The organism is Sulfitobacter sp. M13 (assembly GCF_053474885.1).
Genome location: NZ_CM130281.1, coordinates 830,240 through 846,889 on the forward strand (window position 1 = coordinate 830,240; position 16,650 = coordinate 846,889).

At 61.4% G+C, this 16,650-nt stretch carries 16 protein-coding genes, 1 tRNA gene and 1 pseudogene; 11 read left to right on the top strand and 7 right to left on the bottom strand.

Translation table 11 applies throughout. From position 1 onward, the window contains the following. Nucleotides 1–99: 99 nt before the first annotated feature. Nucleotides 100–285: a PLDc N-terminal domain-containing protein gene (locus ACVBAU_RS03895; protein WP_138924341.1), complete on the bottom strand. Its 186-nt coding sequence runs from the start codon at nucleotides 283–285 to the stop codon at nucleotides 100–102. Between the two features lie 156 nt (nucleotides 286–441). Between ACVBAU_RS03895 and ACVBAU_RS03900 the strand changes: the two genes are divergently transcribed. Then, on the top strand, nucleotides 442–720 hold the full coding sequence (locus tag ACVBAU_RS03900; protein ID WP_448326308.1) for a hypothetical protein: 279 nt from the start codon (nucleotides 442–444) through the stop codon (nucleotides 718–720). A 75-nt stretch (nucleotides 721–795) separates the two neighbouring features. Here the strand turns inward: ACVBAU_RS03900 and ACVBAU_RS03905 are convergent, their stop codons facing one another. Beyond that, nucleotides 796–1,050 (bottom strand): hypothetical protein, encoded by a 255-nt coding sequence (locus ACVBAU_RS03905; protein ID WP_138924339.1) that lies wholly within the window; start codon nucleotides 1,048–1,050, stop codon nucleotides 796–798. 165 nt (nucleotides 1,051–1,215) lie between these two features. Between ACVBAU_RS03905 and ACVBAU_RS03910 the strand changes: the two genes are divergently transcribed. Next, complete coding sequence (locus ACVBAU_RS03910) at nucleotides 1,216–1,401, top strand: DUF3008 family protein (RefSeq protein ID WP_448326306.1); 186 nt, start codon at nucleotides 1,216–1,218, stop codon at nucleotides 1,399–1,401. 11 nt (nucleotides 1,402–1,412) lie between these two features. On the opposite strand, the gene uvrB is transcribed toward ACVBAU_RS03910, so the two are convergent. Further along, complete coding sequence (gene uvrB / locus ACVBAU_RS03915) at nucleotides 1,413–3,632, bottom strand: excinuclease ABC subunit UvrB (RefSeq protein WP_448327997.1); 2,220 nt, start codon at nucleotides 3,630–3,632, stop codon at nucleotides 1,413–1,415. Between the two features lie 99 nt (nucleotides 3,633–3,731). Then, nucleotides 3,732–4,016: an antifreeze protein gene (locus tag ACVBAU_RS03920; RefSeq protein WP_138924337.1), complete on the bottom strand. Its 285-nt coding sequence runs from the start codon at nucleotides 4,014–4,016 to the stop codon at nucleotides 3,732–3,734. Nucleotides 4,017–4,156: 140 nt separating this feature from the next. Between ACVBAU_RS03920 and ACVBAU_RS03925 the strand changes: the two genes are divergently transcribed. The 7 genes and pseudogenes from ACVBAU_RS03925 (at nucleotide 4,157) to ACVBAU_RS03955 (ending at nucleotide 11,262) form a co-directional block, all read left to right on the top strand. Then, nucleotides 4,157–4,468 (top strand): ETC complex I subunit, encoded by a 312-nt coding sequence (locus tag ACVBAU_RS03925; protein ID WP_138924336.1) that lies wholly within the window; start codon nucleotides 4,157–4,159, stop codon nucleotides 4,466–4,468. A gap of 130 nt (nucleotides 4,469–4,598) precedes the next feature. Further along, nucleotides 4,599–5,526 (top strand): annotated as a pseudogene (locus tag ACVBAU_RS03930) (MYG1 family protein). 140 nt (nucleotides 5,527–5,666) lie between these two features. Continuing rightward, the gene (gene selA, locus ACVBAU_RS03935) at nucleotides 5,667–7,058 is read left to right on the top strand and encodes an L-seryl-tRNA(Sec) selenium transferase (protein ID WP_448326299.1); all 1,392 of its coding nucleotides are present in this window, start codon (nucleotides 5,667–5,669) and stop codon (nucleotides 7,056–7,058) included. After that, nucleotides 7,055–8,926 carry a selenocysteine-specific translation elongation factor gene (gene selB / locus ACVBAU_RS03940; protein WP_448327999.1) on the top strand — a complete coding sequence of 624 codons (1,872 nt, stop codon included), beginning with the start codon at nucleotides 7,055–7,057 and terminating at the stop codon, nucleotides 8,924–8,926. The genes selA and selB overlap by 4 nt, the downstream gene beginning before the upstream one ends. Nucleotides 8,927–8,968: 42 nt before the next feature. After that, nucleotides 8,969–9,063: transfer RNA gene (locus ACVBAU_RS03945), tRNA-Sec, on the top strand. 63 nt (nucleotides 9,064–9,126) lie between these two features. Beyond that, nucleotides 9,127–10,716 (top strand): TlpA family protein disulfide reductase, encoded by a 1,590-nt coding sequence (locus tag ACVBAU_RS03950; RefSeq protein ID WP_448328001.1) that lies wholly within the window; start codon nucleotides 9,127–9,129, stop codon nucleotides 10,714–10,716. Nucleotides 10,717–10,740: 24 nt separating this feature from the next. Further along, a complete protein-coding gene (locus ACVBAU_RS03955; protein WP_258182285.1) occupies nucleotides 10,741–11,262 on the top strand; it encodes a UGSC family (seleno)protein in 522 nt (173 codons plus the stop codon). A gap of 60 nt (nucleotides 11,263–11,322) precedes the next feature. Here ACVBAU_RS03955 and nagA read toward each other — a convergent pair whose 3' ends face one another. Together nagA and ACVBAU_RS03965 are read right to left on the bottom strand one after the other, a co-directional pair. Beyond that, nucleotides 11,323–12,441 carry an N-acetylglucosamine-6-phosphate deacetylase gene (gene nagA, locus ACVBAU_RS03960; protein WP_448328004.1) on the bottom strand — a complete coding sequence of 373 codons (1,119 nt, stop codon included), beginning with the start codon at nucleotides 12,439–12,441 and terminating at the stop codon, nucleotides 11,323–11,325. After that, nucleotides 12,438–13,325 carry a BadF/BadG/BcrA/BcrD ATPase family protein gene (locus ACVBAU_RS03965; protein WP_448328006.1) on the bottom strand — a complete coding sequence of 296 codons (888 nt, stop codon included), beginning with the start codon at nucleotides 13,323–13,325 and terminating at the stop codon, nucleotides 12,438–12,440. The genes nagA and ACVBAU_RS03965 overlap by 4 nt, the downstream gene beginning before the upstream one ends. A gap of 173 nt (nucleotides 13,326–13,498) precedes the next feature. Between ACVBAU_RS03965 and edd the strand changes: the two genes are divergently transcribed. Further along, on the top strand, nucleotides 13,499–15,298 hold the full coding sequence (gene edd, locus ACVBAU_RS03970) for a phosphogluconate dehydratase (protein WP_448328007.1): 1,800 nt from the start codon (nucleotides 13,499–13,501) through the stop codon (nucleotides 15,296–15,298). A gap of 21 nt (nucleotides 15,299–15,319) precedes the next feature. Then, nucleotides 15,320–15,967 (top strand): bifunctional 4-hydroxy-2-oxoglutarate aldolase/2-dehydro-3-deoxy-phosphogluconate aldolase, encoded by a 648-nt coding sequence (eda, locus tag ACVBAU_RS03975; protein WP_138924328.1) that lies wholly within the window; start codon nucleotides 15,320–15,322, stop codon nucleotides 15,965–15,967. On the opposite strand, the gene ACVBAU_RS03980 is transcribed toward eda, so the two are convergent. Continuing rightward, nucleotides 15,964–16,488, bottom strand: coding sequence for a winged helix DNA-binding protein (locus ACVBAU_RS03980; RefSeq protein ID WP_171048980.1), 525 nt, complete (start codon nucleotides 16,486–16,488; stop codon nucleotides 15,964–15,966). The two genes, eda and ACVBAU_RS03980, sit on opposite strands and share 4 nt — an antisense overlap. Nucleotides 16,489–16,650 lie beyond the last annotated feature (162 nt).

Genomic DNA, 16,650 nt, shown 5'->3' on the forward strand with positions numbered 1-16,650 from the left:
AAATTACTTATAACTGAGGGCGGGGGCGCGGTGACGACGGCATGCAAAAAGGCCCGTAGCGTTGCTACGGGCCTTTTTCGTTAGATCATGTAGGGCCGTTTAGACTTTGACGCTGCTGCCGCGTGGGCCAGCAATCAGCCATACGATAAAGCCAACGACGGGGAAGATTAGGACGCCGAGAATCCAGAGGATTTTCGCAAGGCCCGAAGCGCCGGAGGTGAAGATTTGGTAGATCGCGTAAATGTCTGCGATCAGAATGATTAGTCCGAGAATGCCGAATTCCATTGTAAAGCTCCTGAGTTGTAATCTGAATTACTGTCTGGGGTCACAACTTCGTATCTTCGAAAGATGTTCCCGAAATTGTTGTTGGAACTTTTTCGTGATCGACCGAGTTGCTCTCCCGATAGCCCTGACGGGACAGTGTAATTTGAAGGAAATACTATGAAGACCTCTACAGCAGTTATCGCAGGGCTCGCCGCTATTCTGGTGATCGCATTTGCAATCTTTTTCATCGATATTGATCAGACAGAAGAAGGCGCGCTGCCTGATGTCGACGTCTCTGTTGAAGGGGGAAACCTTCCTAAATTCGACGCCGATACCGGTTCGGTTAACGTGACCGAAGAAGAGGTCGATGTTAAAGTTCCTGACGTCGAAATCACCACCGAAGAGAAAACCATCAAAGTTCCCGGTGTTGAAGTAACGCCGCCGTCGAACGACTGATAATACGCATCAGTTTCAACGAAAAAAAACGCCCCCTGATTTGGTCAGGGGGCGTTTTTTCATGTCTGGTTGGTCTCAGTTTCGGGTGAGTTTAGACGCAGGTTTCGCGCCGTTGTCCCCGTCAGATGTAAAGGTGAGCGTGACCTTGTCGCCTGCCATCAGGTCAGACGGAACAAGGGTCTTTGCATCCAAGGTCCACGATGATTTGTCTTGCAGAACAATGATATTGGCCAAGCGATCGTAGGCCAGGATCGTGCCGGTTGTTTCGTCGGCAAAGGCGGGGGCAGAGAGGGCGGTCAGGCCCAGGGTGGCAAGGGCGATCAGGCGCATTTGGGATCCTCCGATAAAGCGCAGATTCCGAATGTGGGGTGGGCGCGGGTGCAAAGCAATCACCTGACAACGGGTGCATGAAAATAATTATGCGTCATGTGATGTCGGGGAACTGCGGACTGTTCGATGTGTTGTGCCGCTACATCCAGCCGAAAGGAGAGAGCGATGAAAGCCCAATCAAAATCCCAGCAACGTGCCGCTGGCGCGGCCCTGTCTGCAAAACGGGGCGAGACAAAGGTGAACGATCTGCAAGGCGCGTCGAAAGATATGTACGACAGCATGTCCGAGGACGAGCTGGAGAAAATGGCCTCGACCGAGCATGATGGATTGCCGGACGAGGTCGAAGACTAGGCGCGCGCCTCTTAGCGTTTTTTGCCACCGTAACGGGATTTACCACCGCGCATCCCGCCGCGGCCACCGGTTGACCGGCCCGATGCTTTTTTTTGCGCGTTGTCAACGGCTTTATCCACCGCATACTGGCGGGCCATTGGATCATCGGCGATGGCGAGATCGACGGCTTCAAGCCGTTTGACCTCGTCGCGCAGACGTGCGGCTTCTTCAAATTCAAGGTTCTCGGCCGCTTTGCGCATGTCGGTGCGCAACCCGTCGAGCACGGTTTGCAGGTTGCCGCCCGCCAAAGGGTTGTCGATCTTGGCGGTGACGCGGCTCATGTCGACATCGCCTTTGTAGAGACCGGCAAGGATGTCATCGACGTTCTTTTTCACTGTGGTCGGCGTGATCCCGTGCTCTTCGTTATAGGCGACTTGCTTGGCACGACGGCGATCGGTTTCGCCCATGGCGCGTTCCATCGAGCCGGTGATGCGGTCGGCGTACATGATCACGCGGCCTTCGGCATTCCGCGCGGCACGACCGATGGTCTGGATCAGCGAGGTTTCAGAGCGCAGGAAGCCCTCTTTATCCGCGTCGAGAATTGCCACCAGCCCACATTCGGGGATGTCCAAGCCTTCACGCAACAGGTTGATCCCGATCAGCACGTCAAACGCGCCGAGCCGCAGGTCGCGCAGAATCTCGATCCGCTCAATCGTGTCAATGTCGCTGTGCATATAGCGCACGCGGATGCCCTGTTCGTGCATGTATTCTGTCAGGTCTTCGGCCATGCGCTTGGTCAGCACGGTACACAGCGTGCGGAAGCCGTCGGCAGCGACCTTGCGCACCTCGTCCAGCAAATCGTCGACCTGCATTTCCACGGGGCGAATTTCGATCTGAGGGTCGACCAGTCCAGTGGGACGAATGATCTGTTCGGTGAAGACACCGCCGGTTTGTTCGATCTCCCACGCTGCGGGCGTCGCCGAGACAAACACCGATTGCGGGCGCATGGCGTCCCATTCCTCGAACTTCAAAGGACGGTTGTCCATACAAGAGGGCAGGCGGAACCCGTGTTCAGCCAGCGTCATCTTGCGCCTAAAGTCACCCTTGTACATGCCACCGATTTGCGGGACCGACACGTGGGATTCATCTGCAAAAACAATGGCGTTGTCAGGAATGAATTCGAACAGGGTGGGGGGCGGTTCGCCCGGGGCACGGCCCGTCAGATAGCGCGAGTAGTTCTCGATCCCGTTGCACACGCCTGTGGCTTCCAGCATTTCGATGTCAAAGTTGCAGCGCTGCTCAAGCCGTTGCGCCTCCAGCAGTTTGCCTTCGCCCACCAATTGATCAAGCCGCATCCGCAGCTCTTTCTTGATGCCGATCACCGCCTGATTCATCGTCGGCTTTGGGGTCACATAGTGGCTGTTGGCGTAGACGCGGATTTGGTCGAAGGTACCGGTTTTCTCGCCCGTAAGAGGGTCGAATTCAGTGATGCTTTCCAGCTCTTCGCCAAAGAAAGACAGACGCCAGGCGCGGTCTTCAAGGTGAGCGGGGAAAATTTCGAGGCTATCACCGCGCACACGAAAGGTGCCGCGCTGGAAGGCGGCGTCGTTGCGTTTATAAGCCTGTGCGATCAGGTCGGCGATCACCTGACGCTGGTCGTAAGAGCTGCCGGTTTTCAAATCCTGCGTCATCGCGCCATAGGTTTCGACAGAGCCGATACCGTAGATGCACGAGACAGAGGCGATGATGATCACATCATCGCGTTCCAGCAGCGCCCGCGTGGCAGAGTGGCGCATCCGGTCAATCTGTTCGTTAATCTGGCTTTCCTTCTCGATGAAGGTGTCAGAACGGGCGACATAGGCTTCGGGTTGATAGTAGTCATAATAGCTGACGAAATATTCAACCGCGTTTTCGGGAAAGAACCCTTTGAATTCGCCATAAAGCTGCGCTGCCAGCGTCTTGTTCGGCGCAAGGATGATGGCGGGGCGCTGTGTTTCCTCGATCACCTTGGCCATCGTGAACGTCTTGCCCGTCCCCGTGGCCCCCAACAGGACCTGATCGCGCTCGCCTGACCGCACCCCTTCGGACAGTTCCTTGATTGCGGTGGGCTGGTCGCCTGCGGGTTCGAATTCGGTCGAAAGCATGAACTTCTTGCCGCCCTCAAGTTTGGGGCGGTCGCGCACATTGGGCGCGGGGTTGGCAAGATAGGCGTCTTTGCGCTCGGGCAAACTATCAGAGTGGGCGTAGGCCATAACATCGTCCTTTGGGGGTGCCCCTAAGGTGTCATGTTTTTGCGCGGGTTCAAGGGGCGTAGCCCTGCGCGAGGCGCATATGTCGCTTTCGTCGCAGGCTTATTTGGTCAGGCGCTTGCGGTTGGCACTGACCTTTTTGCTAACCGGTGCCATCGCGGCCGAAAGAATCTGGTCCGGTGTGCCGCCTGCAAAGGCTGCTTTGGTGGCCGCCTCATAGGCTTTTGCCATGGCAGGGCCCTTTTCATTGACCATGCGGGCGTTTTCTCCGCGGGACTGCGGTAGGGCACCGGCCATCCCCAAAAGCCTAAGCGTCATAACAGCTTGGGTGTCGATCATCAGCTTGGCGAGGTTGGTATTTAGCGTCATCAGGGTAAGAGGGTTCATGGGATGTGCTCCAATTGCATGGGACCAGCTTATGCTGCGCCGCAGCATATGTAACCCGAATTTGTCACAATTCACCGTGATGCCTTGATCCTTGGCTGTATTTGGCTGATAAACCGCCTAATCACAGCGGAGATTCAGCGATGCGCGCGCGTATTTATCAGCCTTCCCGAACTGCCATGTCCTCGGGCACTGCCAAAACCCGTGTTTGGTTGCTTGAGTTTGACCCGGAGCACGCGCGCGAAATTGACCCGCTGATGGGCTGGACCTCGTCGAAAGACACGCAAACACAGGTGCGTTTGCAGTTCGCGACCAAGGAAGAAGCGGTCGAATACGCCCGTGACCACAATATCGACGCGATGGTTCAAGACCCCAACAAGCGCCGCGCGAATGTGCGTGCTGGTGGCTATGGCGAAAACTTTGCCACAGCGCGCCGCGGGTCCTGGACGCATTAACACTTTCTACTTTTTCTCATGTTAGGCCCGATGTGGGCGGTGTGAGCGAGACGCAATACACAGGGCGGCCCCTTCCAAGGTCGCCCGTTTTCTTTTCGACCGATGAACAGACGCGCAAAGGTACAAACTCATGACGATCACCCAACTCGTGACCCACTCCGGCGGCTTTCATGCGGACGAGCTATTGTCGTCAGTCATCCTGACACGGCTGTTCCCCGATGCAACGATCCTGCGCAGCCGCGACACGGCGCTGATCACGCCGGCGGAAGGGCGCATCATCTATGATGTGGGCGGCGACTTTGACGCTGAAGCCGGGATATTTGACCACCACCAACGTCCCAATCCACTGCGCGAAGACGGCCAGCCCTACAGTTCATTCGGGCTGATCTGGGCGCATTACGGGCACGATTATCTGCGCGCGCTTGATGTGCCCGAGGCGGATGTAATCACCATTTACGACAGCTTTGATCGCGGGTTTGTCCTGCCGATCGACCTGCTGGACAATGGTGCCGTCAACGCGTCAGAGGCGGGGCCGCTGTTTGCCGGTCTTACCCTGCCGGCACTGCTGGAAAGCCTCAAGCCCGTGTTCGATGACCGCGAAGAGGGTGTGGACGACCGTGCCTTTGCCGCCGCCTTGCCCATTGCGCGCGCCTTTGTCGAAGCCTCCATCCGCCGAAAGGCCGCCAAATTCCGTGCCGAAGCGATGGTAATGGCCGCGATTGACGCTGCGGGTGACGGGCATGTGCTGGACTTGCCGATGGGCATGCCGTTTCGGGGGCCGGTGATCAAGGCGGGTGCAGACCACCTGCTGTTTGTCATCCACCCACGTGGGTCTGAATGGACGCTGACGACGATCCGGTCGGGGGATGATACCTTCGAAAACCGTGCAGATCTGCCGGTAGCATGGGCTGGCCTGAAAGACGCCGCGCTTGAAGAGGCGTCCGGCGTAAAGGGGGCCAAGTTCTGTCACAACGGTCGTTTTATTGCGGTTGCCGACAGCCGCGAGGCTATCTTGGAAAATGGCCGATATCGCTGTGCGCGAGGCCACGGCGGCTTAGCATTGGCGATGTAATGGGCCGCGGTTTGCCGGTGGTGGTGGTGTGCTGCTGTACCGCGCGGCGCTGATGCGGTGACCGATCTCGCTTGCCCCCCGGGCGGGCGTGAATACACTGCACCTCCAGCCATCGGGGGGCGACGCGTGAACAGCCAGCTAAGACATTTGCCACAGATCGACACGTTGTTGCAGCAGCCACCGATTGCCCAGGTGGTCGCCGCCTATAGCCACGAGGAAGTGCGCAGCGCCCTGCGGCTGACACTGGACGCGCTGCGCGGCGAAATCCTGAGCGGCGCGGCTGTCGAGCTGCCTGATTTTACCAGCGAGGGTTTTGCCCGCACCCTTGCAGATCGGATCGAGGTGGCCCGCCAGCCAAACCTGCGTCCCGTGATCAACGCGACGGGTATCATCATCCACACCAATCTTGGCCGTGCCCGCCTTGCGCCCGAAGCCTTGCAAGCGATGCGCGACATCGGTGCGCGTCCGTCGAACCTTGAACTGAACCTTGCTACCGGCAAGCGTGGATCGCGGTATGACCATGCCGAGGCGCTGATTTGCCATTTGACGGGTGCAGAGGCGGCGCTGATCGTGAACAACTGCGCCGCGGCGGTGGTGCTGGCGTTGATGGGAACCGCGTCGGGGCGCAAGGTGATCGCGTCGCGGGGGGAGCTGATCGAAATTGGCGGATCATTCCGCCTGCCCGACGTCATCGCTCAAAGCGGGGCAGTCCTGAAAGAAGTCGGCGCCACGAACAAAACACGGCTTAGCGATTATGCCGACGCGGTGGATGAGGACACGGCGGTTCTGTTGAAAAGCCATACCAGCAATTTTCGCATTGTTGGATTTACCTCTGCCCCGTCACGCACGGCTTTGGCGCAATTGGCAGCAGAGCGGGACCTGATCCTGATGGAAGATCTGGGCAGCGGCGTGCTGATTGACCTGTCGCCCTTCGGTCTGCGGGATGAACCGGTGGTGGCGGATATTTTGAAAGCGGGCGTCGATCTGGTCATGTTCTCGGGTGACAAGCTGTTGGGCGGGCCACAGGCGGGCATCATTGCGGGGCGAGCCGACATTATTGCAGGGTTGCGCAAGCATCCGCTGCTGCGGGCTTTGCGGATCGATAAGCTGTCCCTCGCCGCACTTGAGGCAACTTTGCGACTGTACCTGCCGCCCCATAATCCGCTGTCACGGGTGCCTGTGTTGCAAGCGTTGTCGCAGCCCCTGGCTGAAGTCGAGGTGCGGGCGCACAAACTGGCGGCGTCTGTAGAAGCTATGAATGGCGTCACAGCATCGGTGACCCCGTCCGCTGCCTATGTCGGTGGCGGATCGTTGCCACAGCAGGACTTGGAAAGCGTAAGCGTCGTGGTGGCCTGTGATCCCCTTTCACCGGAAGCGCTTAGCGACCGGCTGCGCGGGGGGCCGGTGCCGGTCGTCGCGCGCATCCATCAGGGAAAGTTGTGGCTGGATATGCGCACAGTCACCGATGCGGAATTGCCTGATATCGTTGCCGCACTCGGTACGATTGCCGCCCCATGACATCGGCCTGTGTGATCGTGATCGGCCATGTGGACCATGGCAAGACGGCGTTGGTGCGGGCGTTGACAGGCATGGAAACGGACCGGCTGGCCGAAGAGAAAGCCCGTGGTCTGTCGATCGCGCTGGGCTTTGCGCATTGCGAGATGGCAGGCGGTACACTTGACCTGATTGACGCACCGGGACACGAGGATTTCATGCGCACGATGGTGTCTGGCGCAAGCGGGGCGCAGGGCGCGCTGCTGGTGGTTTCTGCTGTGGATGGCGTCGCTGCGCAAACGCGCGAGCATGTGCAGATTGCGCAGCTGTTGCAGGTCCCAGTAGCTGTCGTCGCGGTGACAAAGGCCGATTTGATCCCTGCTGACGATCTGCCAGCGCGGCTGGCCGCGATTGGCGATGCCGTTGCGGCGCAGGGTGTCACGCGGGCCGAACTGGTGCCCTGTTCAGCCACGACCGCTGGCGGGGTGGACGGGCTGAGACAGGCGCTGGCGGCGCAGTTTTCAGACCTGCCACCACGGGCGGTTCCGGCGGGCGCTTTCCTGCCGGTGGATCGGGTGTTCACTTTGGCGGGGCGTGGCACGGTGGTGACGGGGACGTTGCTTGGGGCGGCGCTGTCTGTTGGCGATGCGCTTGTGGTTCAGCCACGCGGCGCAGCAACGGTCGTGCGCGGGCTGCAATCGCGCGGTACTGCGCGGAAACGGGTCGAGATAGGCGAGAGGGTTGCCGTGAACCTGCGCGGCATCTCGGTTGAAGAGGTGGCGCGCGGTGATGTCCTGTGTGGGACCGCATACGCACCGTCTGCATGTATGGACGTGGCGCTGACCGTCTCTGCCAGTGCGGCGCGACCGGTCAAACATATGCAAAAGCTACGCGTGCTCTGGGGCACCGCGCATGAGGTCGCGACACTGCGGCTGATGGGCGGCGGGCAGATCGCGCCGGGTGGGACGGGGCTGGGGCAGCTTCGGTTTAAACAGCCGGTGGTCGGCTTTGCGGGGCAGGCGGCGGTGCTGCGCCAGCTTTCGCCCGCGGCGACGCTGGCGGGTGCGGTGATTCTGGACCCGCAAGCCACTGCGGTCGGGGCGGGCGACAAGCGGCGGCTTGCGGTTCTGCAGGCGGCACACACTCAAGACGCGGCGGCCATCGCGGCAGCGCTATGTGGTCAAGGGCGCGGTGTAGCGTTTCGGGCTGATATGATGCGACTGGCGCGTGGTGCAGAGACTGTAGGCTTGCCAGAGGGCACTGTGCCCCTGTCCGCAGATCATCTCGCGTTGACCGATGATTTTGCCGCGGTGCAAGAGGCGCTGCTGGGGGCGTTGCGGGGATTTCATGCCGAACATCCGATAAAGCAGGGGGCCGCGCCTGCTTTGCTACAACAGGTGACGCCGCTGCGGGCGCTGGTGCCTTTTGCCCAAGCCGCGCTGGTCAAGGCGGGCGAGGTCATGTTGCGCGATGGTTTGATTGGTCTGGCGCAGCATGATCCCTTTGCAGCACTTGCCGCGCAACAGGCGGCGCGCCTGACGGAGATTGAAGAGAGTATTCGTACCGGCGGCACCACCCCCCCTGACCTGCGGCAGTTCGATGCGCCGGACGACGCTGATCTGATTGCCCTGATGGTGGGTCAGGGGCGGCTGGTATCGCTGCCTAATATCGCGCTGAAGCAGCAGGTTGTGTTTCATGAAGCGACCATCAGACAAGCGCAGCGGACCCTCGCGGCGGCCTTCCCTCCGCCCATGGTCTTTACCACCGGCGAGGCGCGCAGTGCCTTGGCGACGAGCCGCAAGTTTATCGTGCCGCTGCTTGAGCATCTGGACGCCCAAGGTATCACCCTGCGGGAGGACGACACACGGCACATGGTAAAGCCTGCGCATTAGACTTTCCCCCGCACCCCACCGCCGCTAGTCTGCCCTCAGTGCGGAGGCGACCGGAGTCTGGTGGCTTCCCTGGTCTTCAAAACCATGGACGCGTCGATACGGCGTGTGGTGGGTTCGATTCCCATCCGTCTCCGCCAACCCGTCTGGACATGCCCTTCGATCCCCCACAGTATGCAGCGGCATACTTGGGAGGGGGCGACATGAGCGATCAGAAACCGGAATTTACGCTGAATGATCTGGAGGGGGCAGCCCATCGTTTTGACGGCACGGGCCCTGCGTTGATCTGTTTTGTGAAAGAGGATTGCGAGACCTGCAATATCGCGGGGCCTGTTCTGCAAGCACTGTCGCAGGCCTATGGCGATGCTGTCCGGTTTTTGGTGCCGGGGCAGTCGGGCGAGAAGAACGCCGATTTCGCACAGCGTCACGGGCTGACCATGCCGGTGCTGGAGGATGCGGGGTGCAAGACCTCGTTCAACTGGGATTTCGAGATCGTGCCGGCGGTGTACTGGATCGACGAAAGCGGCGAGGTTGTGACTCATTTCGAAGGCTTCGTGCGCGATGACTGGCAGGCGTTGTCTGATCAGATGGCCAGTGCCACGGGCAGAGCTGCGGCGCAGATTGATTGGGACGGCCTGCCTGCCTGGCGCCCTGGATGCGGGTCGAAACACTTTGACCCCGAGGTGTATGACACCCTGCGGGCAGAGGCCGACGGCAGCCGTCTGCGCGCCCGCAAGGTAGAGGTCGCCAGCGGGGATGACATGGCGGAATTCATGTTCGATCAGGGCTTTTCGGACGGGTTGCCCTTGGTGCCGCCGACGCCTGAACGGGTGATCCGCATGCTAGAGGGGACGCACCGTGATCCGCAGGATGTCGTTGCCACGGTGCCGCCAAACATGGGCATCGCCACGGTCGAAAAGATCGCGATCAATGCGGTGATGGCAGGGTGTAAGCCCGAATATCTGCCCGTAGTGATCGCCGCGGTAGAGGCCGTCTGCACCGACGAATTCAACATTCACGGGGTCACGGCCACCACCATGGGCGCGGCCACGGTGATGGTGGTCAACGGACCGATTGTGGACCAGATCGGGTTGAATGGCGGGCTAGGGGCTTTGGGGGCCGGCAACCGCGCCAACGCCACCATCGGGCGCGCCCTGCGGTTGATCATTCGCAATGTCGGCGGCGCGACTACGGGCGGCGTCGAACGGTCGGTTTTGGGCAATCCGATGAAATACACCATGTGCTTTGCCGAGAACGAAGAACGCTCCCCCTGGGAGCCGCTGCATGTGGAGCGGGGGTTCAAGGCGGAGGAGTCTGTCGTGACCGTCTTTGCCATGACCGGTGGGCCGGTGCATCTGGTGGACCAGACCTCGCGCAAGCCGGACCAGATTGCAGGGTCGCTGGGGCAGGGGCTTGAAGGGGTTTTTCTGTCCAAGATGCACAACCTGCCCATCGACGCGCTGCTGGTGGTCTGCCCTGAACATATCAACACGCTGACCGTCGATGGCCCCTATTCCAAGGACCGGCTGCGCGACCGCATTCAGGAGGTCACCGCGCGCCCGCTGTCCGAGATGGTGCAGGACGATCATTCGGGTGCGGGTATCCCCGTGGCGGATGCCGAACGCATGGGGCCGGAGAAGCTGGCGCAGCTTGCCCCCAAATTCGCAAGCAAGGAATACATCCATATCGTCGTGGCTGGTGGGGATGCGGGCAAATTCTCGTCCGCGTTCCACGGGTGGGCCACGGGCGAAGTGGGGTCGATTTCCGTTTCCAGAAAGATCGATCTGGGCTAGGTTTCACAGCAGAGGAGGACGTGAATGACAATAATTCTTGACCCGACGGACGAACGTGTCCCCGTCGCGCGTCAGATCAGCGAACGTTCCGGTTCGGTGCAGGGGGTTGTCGGGCTGCTGAATATCAGCAAGCCACGTGGCAATATCCTGCTGGATGAACTGGACAGGTTGCTGACCGAAAACGCACCCGGCGTTGAGATCCGGCACTATACCAAGCCGACTTTCGCCAAACCGTGCCCCGACACGCTGCGCCACCAGATCCGCGATGAATGCGATTTTCTGGTCGAAGGGCTGGCGGACTGAGGATCATGTACCACGTGCAGTATGCACGATACAGTCTGGTTTGAAATCCAGGGGATCCCGTCTGTTTCTATCGCTTCGAGCGTGTTCGGCCAAGCCGCTGAAACGCAGCGCAAGGCGTTAGGCATGGAGGGCGCGCGCTATGTGCTGGTGCCGCATCCTATTCAGGATGCCACGGACGACGAAATGCGGGCCAAGGCCCGCGAGGCGTTCGACCAGATCATCGGGGCGTTGCGCGACGCGTGACTGACGCAAAAATATGAGGCGGCGCGGGGAAACCTGCGCCGCCTTTCTCGTGGGCGGGTGTTAGAGCTCGGACAGCCAGCGCAGAGATGTCAGGTCATCCGCGATCCAGATCATCGCTTTGGCGTGGTCCAGTTCCGGAGGTTTCGGCAGGATGCCGGCAGGGATCACCGTGGCGCGGGCAAGGGATCGCTCGAGAGGCTCGCCCACCGTTTCATGCATGTACCGCACGGCTTGAAGCAGGCTCAGGTCGGCCCCTGCCAGCGTCCCGTCGGCCAGTGTTAACCGTCCGTCGCGGCGCAAGATCTCGCGTCCGTTCAGGGTAAAGCAGGTGAGATCAGAGCCGCCGGTCGCCATTGCGTCGGTCACCAGAAACACCTCCTCCGCGCCACGGTTGGCGGCAAGTGCTGCGCGGATCATCGCAGGATGCACGTGCACGCCATCCGCTATCAGCCCTGAAGCCACGCGCGGATGATCCAGCGCGGCCCCGACCAGACCGGGGGCGCGGGCGTTGGCTTGGCTCATGGCGTTGAACAGATGCGTCGCCATGCGGGCACCCGCATCAAAGGCGCGCATCGCCGTGTCGTAATCGCAATCGCTGTGCCCCAACGATACCAGCACGCCTGCCTCGGTCAGCGCCGCGATCTGGTCGGGGGTGGCGTTCTCGGGGGCGAGGGTCATTATCAGGTTCGGGATTTGCGCGACAGCGTCGGTCAGCATCGATATATCGTCAGCCGTCAAAGAGCGGATCAGGCTACCATCATGCGCCCCTTTGCGGGCAACGGACAGATGCGGCCCCTCAAGGTGGAGGCCCGCGATGCCGGGAATGCCTTGGTGCAGCGCCTCGGTCACGGCGGCGATGGCGGCGCGGCTGTGGGCGGGCGTATCGGTGATTAGCGTGGGCAGGAGCGCATGGGTGCCAAGCCGCCGGTGTGCTGTGGCCATGATACGCAGCGTGGCCAGATCAGGGGCGCTGTTCAGCATCACCCCGCCGCCGCCATTCACTTGTAGATCAACAAGACCGGGCGACAGGATGCCGCCTGCAAGCGGATGTGTCTTGGTACCCTGTGGCAGCTCGGCCTGTGGCATGATGTTGGTCGCGCCGCCGGCATCGACCACCAGCGCATGATCGACCAACAGCGTCTGGCCGTCGAACACACGGGCTCCGGTAAAGGCAATCATGGGCGGGTTCCTTCGTGGGCTGCGCGCAAGGCCAGCGCGATCGCCCCGTCCAGTGCACGGCCCTTGGCATCGATGAGATGAGCGGTCTGGGTTTCGGGCAGATAGGCGGCGTAGTGCGGGCCGACCCCTCCGGTCAGACACAGATGGTCGTCGGGCCGGTGATCCAGCGCGATTAGGGCGCGGGTCAGGTAGTCAGCTCCGCGTGCCATCAGCGCCCGCCCGATGCTGTCGCCCTCTGCGGCGGCCTGTACCACATCAGGGGCGAGGGTGGCGAAGTCGCCGGGTCGCGCCTTGAGGCTGAATTGGACGATGCCCGTGCCGCCGCTGAACCTATCCAGCATCTGTTGTGAAAGCGGGCTGGCGGGGGTGATTCCGTCAACGGCCAGTAGCGTCTGTTCCAGCACCCCGTGCCCCAGCCACGCGCCAGAGGCCTGATCCGACACCTGATAGCCCCAGCCGCCGATGCATGTTTGCACACCTGCCTTCTGACGGCCCACAATAGTGCCTGTGCCAAGCGCGATCAGATAGCAGTCTTGCGCACCCACGGCACCGACGAGGGTGGTGGTCGTGTCTTCGGTCACGACGGATTTGGCAAAGGGCAGACCGGCCTGCACGCGCGGGCCCAATTCGGGCCCTGTGTACCCTGCGAGCCCCAGATGCGCCACGGCGCGGGACATATGGGACACGTCCAGACCCGCCTGCGCAACTGCCTCGCGGGTGGCGGTCAGGATGTTGTCGATTGCGGCGGCGCAGTCTGTGCTGACATTCGCGCGACCCCCTGTGGCTTCGGCAAGGATACGGCCATCGGGGGTGGCAACAGCGACGCGGCATCCGGTGCCGCCGCCATCAACGCCGATCAGAAAGGGAGGGTCAATTTGTGTCATTCGAATTGTGTAGGCCACCTGTTTTGGCGGGGAAAGACAATTTTCACCCTTCGGTTTGCCCGTGACGGCAACGGGTTTGCAAACGGCACTCTGGTGTGATAAGTTAGCGCTAACATACTCACGTATTTGCAGGGAGGCCCCTAGGGTCAACCCCCGCCGCGAAGGGAAGCCTGATGTTGAACGAGACCGTAGCCCGCGTCACCGACCGGATCATCGAACGCAGCGCGCCAAGCCGTGATGCCTATCTTGCACGGATGCGTCGCGCCGCCGAAGACGGGCCAGCGCGGGCGCATCTGTCGTGCAGCGGGCAGGCACATGCCTATGCCGGTGCGGGGCAGGATCAGGCGGCACTGGCGACGCAGTCGGCGGGCAATATCGGGATCATCACGACCTACAACGATATGCTGTCGGCGCACCAGCCGTTTGAACGCTACCCCACGTTGATCCGTGATACAGCGCGTGCCGCGGGCGGTACGGCACAGGTTGCGGGCGGCGTGCCTGCCATGTGCGACGGCGTGACCCAAGGCACACCGGGGATGGAGCTGAGCCTGTTTTCGCGCGATATCATCGCCATGGCGGCGGGGGTCGGGCTGAGCCACAACACCTTTGATTCCGCGATCTATCTGGGGGTTTGCGACAAGATCGTACCGGGGTTGGTCATCGCCGCGCAGGCGTTTGGTCATCTGCCTGCGATCTTCCTGCCAGCGGGGCCAATGACATCGGGTGTTTCCAACGATGACAAGGCGATCGTCCGCCAGAAGTTTGCCGCAGGCGAAGCCACCCGCGAAGAGCTTATGGCCTCGGAGATGGCGGCCTATCATGGGCCGGGCACTTGTACCTTTTACGGCACGGCCAACACCAACCAGATGCTGATGGAATTCATGGGCCTGCACCTGCCCGGCGCGTCCTTCGTGAACCCCAACACGCCCCTGCGCGATGCGCTGACGGTGGCGGGCACGCAGCGGGCTTTGGCTGTCAGCCATCTGGGCAATGAATATACGCCTGTCTGCGATGTCCTGAACGAAAAGGCCTATGTGAACGGCATCGTCGGGCTGAATGCGACGGGCGGGTCGACCAATCTTCTGATCCACCTTGTCGCCATGGCGCGGGCCGGTGGTATCGTGTTGGACTGGCAGGATTTCTCAGATCTGGCTGATGTCACGCCCCTGCTGGCGCGGGTCTATCCAAACGGTTTGGCCGACGTGAACCACTTTCACGCGGCGGGGGGCTTGGGCTTTATGATCGGGCAGCTGATGTCGGGCGGTTTGCTGCATGACGAGGTCAAAACGATCGCGGGCGAGGGGCTGTCGCGCTATACCCAAGATCCCAAGCTCAAAGACGGTGCTGTCGAATGGGTGGCGGGGCCGACCAAGACGCTCAACGAAAAGATCGTGCGCCCCATTGGCGACCCCTTCCAGCCCACGGGCGGGTTGAAACGTCTGGCGGGCAATCTGGGCAATGCGGTCACCAAGGTCTCTGCCGTGAAGCCGGAGCATCACATTGTCGAAGCGCCGGTCCGCGTGTTCCATGATCAGGAAAGCGTGAAAGACGCCTATCGCAACGGTGAGTTCAACGAAGACGTCATCGTCGTCGTGCGCTTTCAGGGGCCCAAAGCCAACGGCATGCCCGAACTGCACAGCCTGACGCCGGTGCTGGCGAACCTGCAAGCGCGCGGGTTGAAGGTGGCGCTGGTCACCGACGGGCGTATGTCCGGCGCGTCGGGCAAGGTGCTGAGCGCGATCCACGTCTGCCCCGAAGCGGTGGACGGCGGACCGATTGCACGTTTGCAAGACGGTGATATCGTGCGTGTCGATGCCCGCGACGGGCAGCTGACGGTATTGACCCCCGGCGCGATGGAGCGTCCGATCACCACGGCTGATCTGTCGGGCAATGAATACGGGCAGGGGCGCGAGCTGTTTGCCACTTTCCGCAACACAGTTGGCACGGCCGATACCGGCGCCAGCAGCATTTGAACCTGACCAGAGGATGACCCGATGACCCCGCAAGACGCCAGCGCCGCTGCCTATGCCATCTGTAAACGTGCGCCCATCGTGCCGGTATTGGTGGTGCATGACGTGCTGCACGCCCGTCCCTTGGCCGAAGCGTTGGTCGCCGGCGGTTTGCCCGCGCTAGAGGTGACGTTGCGCACGGATGCCGCCCTTGAGGTCATTGCCGAAATGGCAAAGGTCGAAGGCGGCATTGTTGGGGCGGGCACGTTGCTGACGCCTGATGACGTCAAGCGTGCGGTGGATGCGGGGGCGACATTCGGTGTGTCCCCCGGTGCCACGGACAAGTTATTGCAGGCGGCCGAAGATCTGGGGCTGCCCATGCTGCCCGGTGCCGCCACCGCGTCAGAGGCGATGCGCCTGTATGAACGTGGCTATGACATGCTGAAATTCTTCCCCGCCGAAGCAGCGGGTGGGGCGCCGTTTCTGAAATCGCTGTCTTCGCCACTGCCACAGGTGCGGTTCTGCCCCACAGGCGGCGTCAGCCCCGCGAATGCGGAAAGCTATCTGTCGCTGCCGAATGTCGTCTGCGCGGGCGGCAGCTGGGTCGCGCCGGACAATCTGATGCGCAAGGGCGATTGGGCGGCGATCACCGAACTGGCCCGCGCCGCCAGCACCCTTGGCAGCCGCGGTTAAAGCGACGCCGCCGCACGACTGGCCTGATCATATTGACCCGAGATCGCGCGCAGCTGCGCCGCGATCTCGCGCAGGTCGTCGCCCTTGATATCGGTGCGCCCCATGCTGTCGATCAGGCAGGTGTTGCGCACCGCGCGGTAGGTCTCTATCAGCTCGGCCCCGCTGGCGGAGGTGCGATAAAAAACCTCTTTGCCACGTTTCTCTGCATCGAGCAGGCCGGACTTCAGCAGTTTGCGCAGCGCATAGTTCACCGTGTGCGTGTCTTCGATGTTCAGCAAAAAACAGATGTCCGTCAGCCGCTTTTCACGGTCGCGGTGGTTGGTGTTGTGCAGCACCAGAATTTCAAGCGGCGTCAGATCGGCATTGCCCGCCGCCGCCATGCAACGCGACATCCAGCGGGAGAAGGCGTTGTAGGCAATGATCATCCCGTATTCGAGCTCGGACGCCTCCCATCCTTCGCCCTCGGCAAGGTGGCGGGACGATACGATACGGCGGGATGGGTGCGATTTTGGGTCTGACATCGGGGCCTCGAGACTGGTTTTCACTGTCGTTATGTTAGCGTATTGTCGGTATGGCGCAATCGGTCTGTGCGCCAAGGACACGCCCGCCCGAGAAAAATGTAGCAAGGATGGCGTGACGCGGCGGGGCACGCTAGCAAAGGGACAACGGACGACGACCCTCAC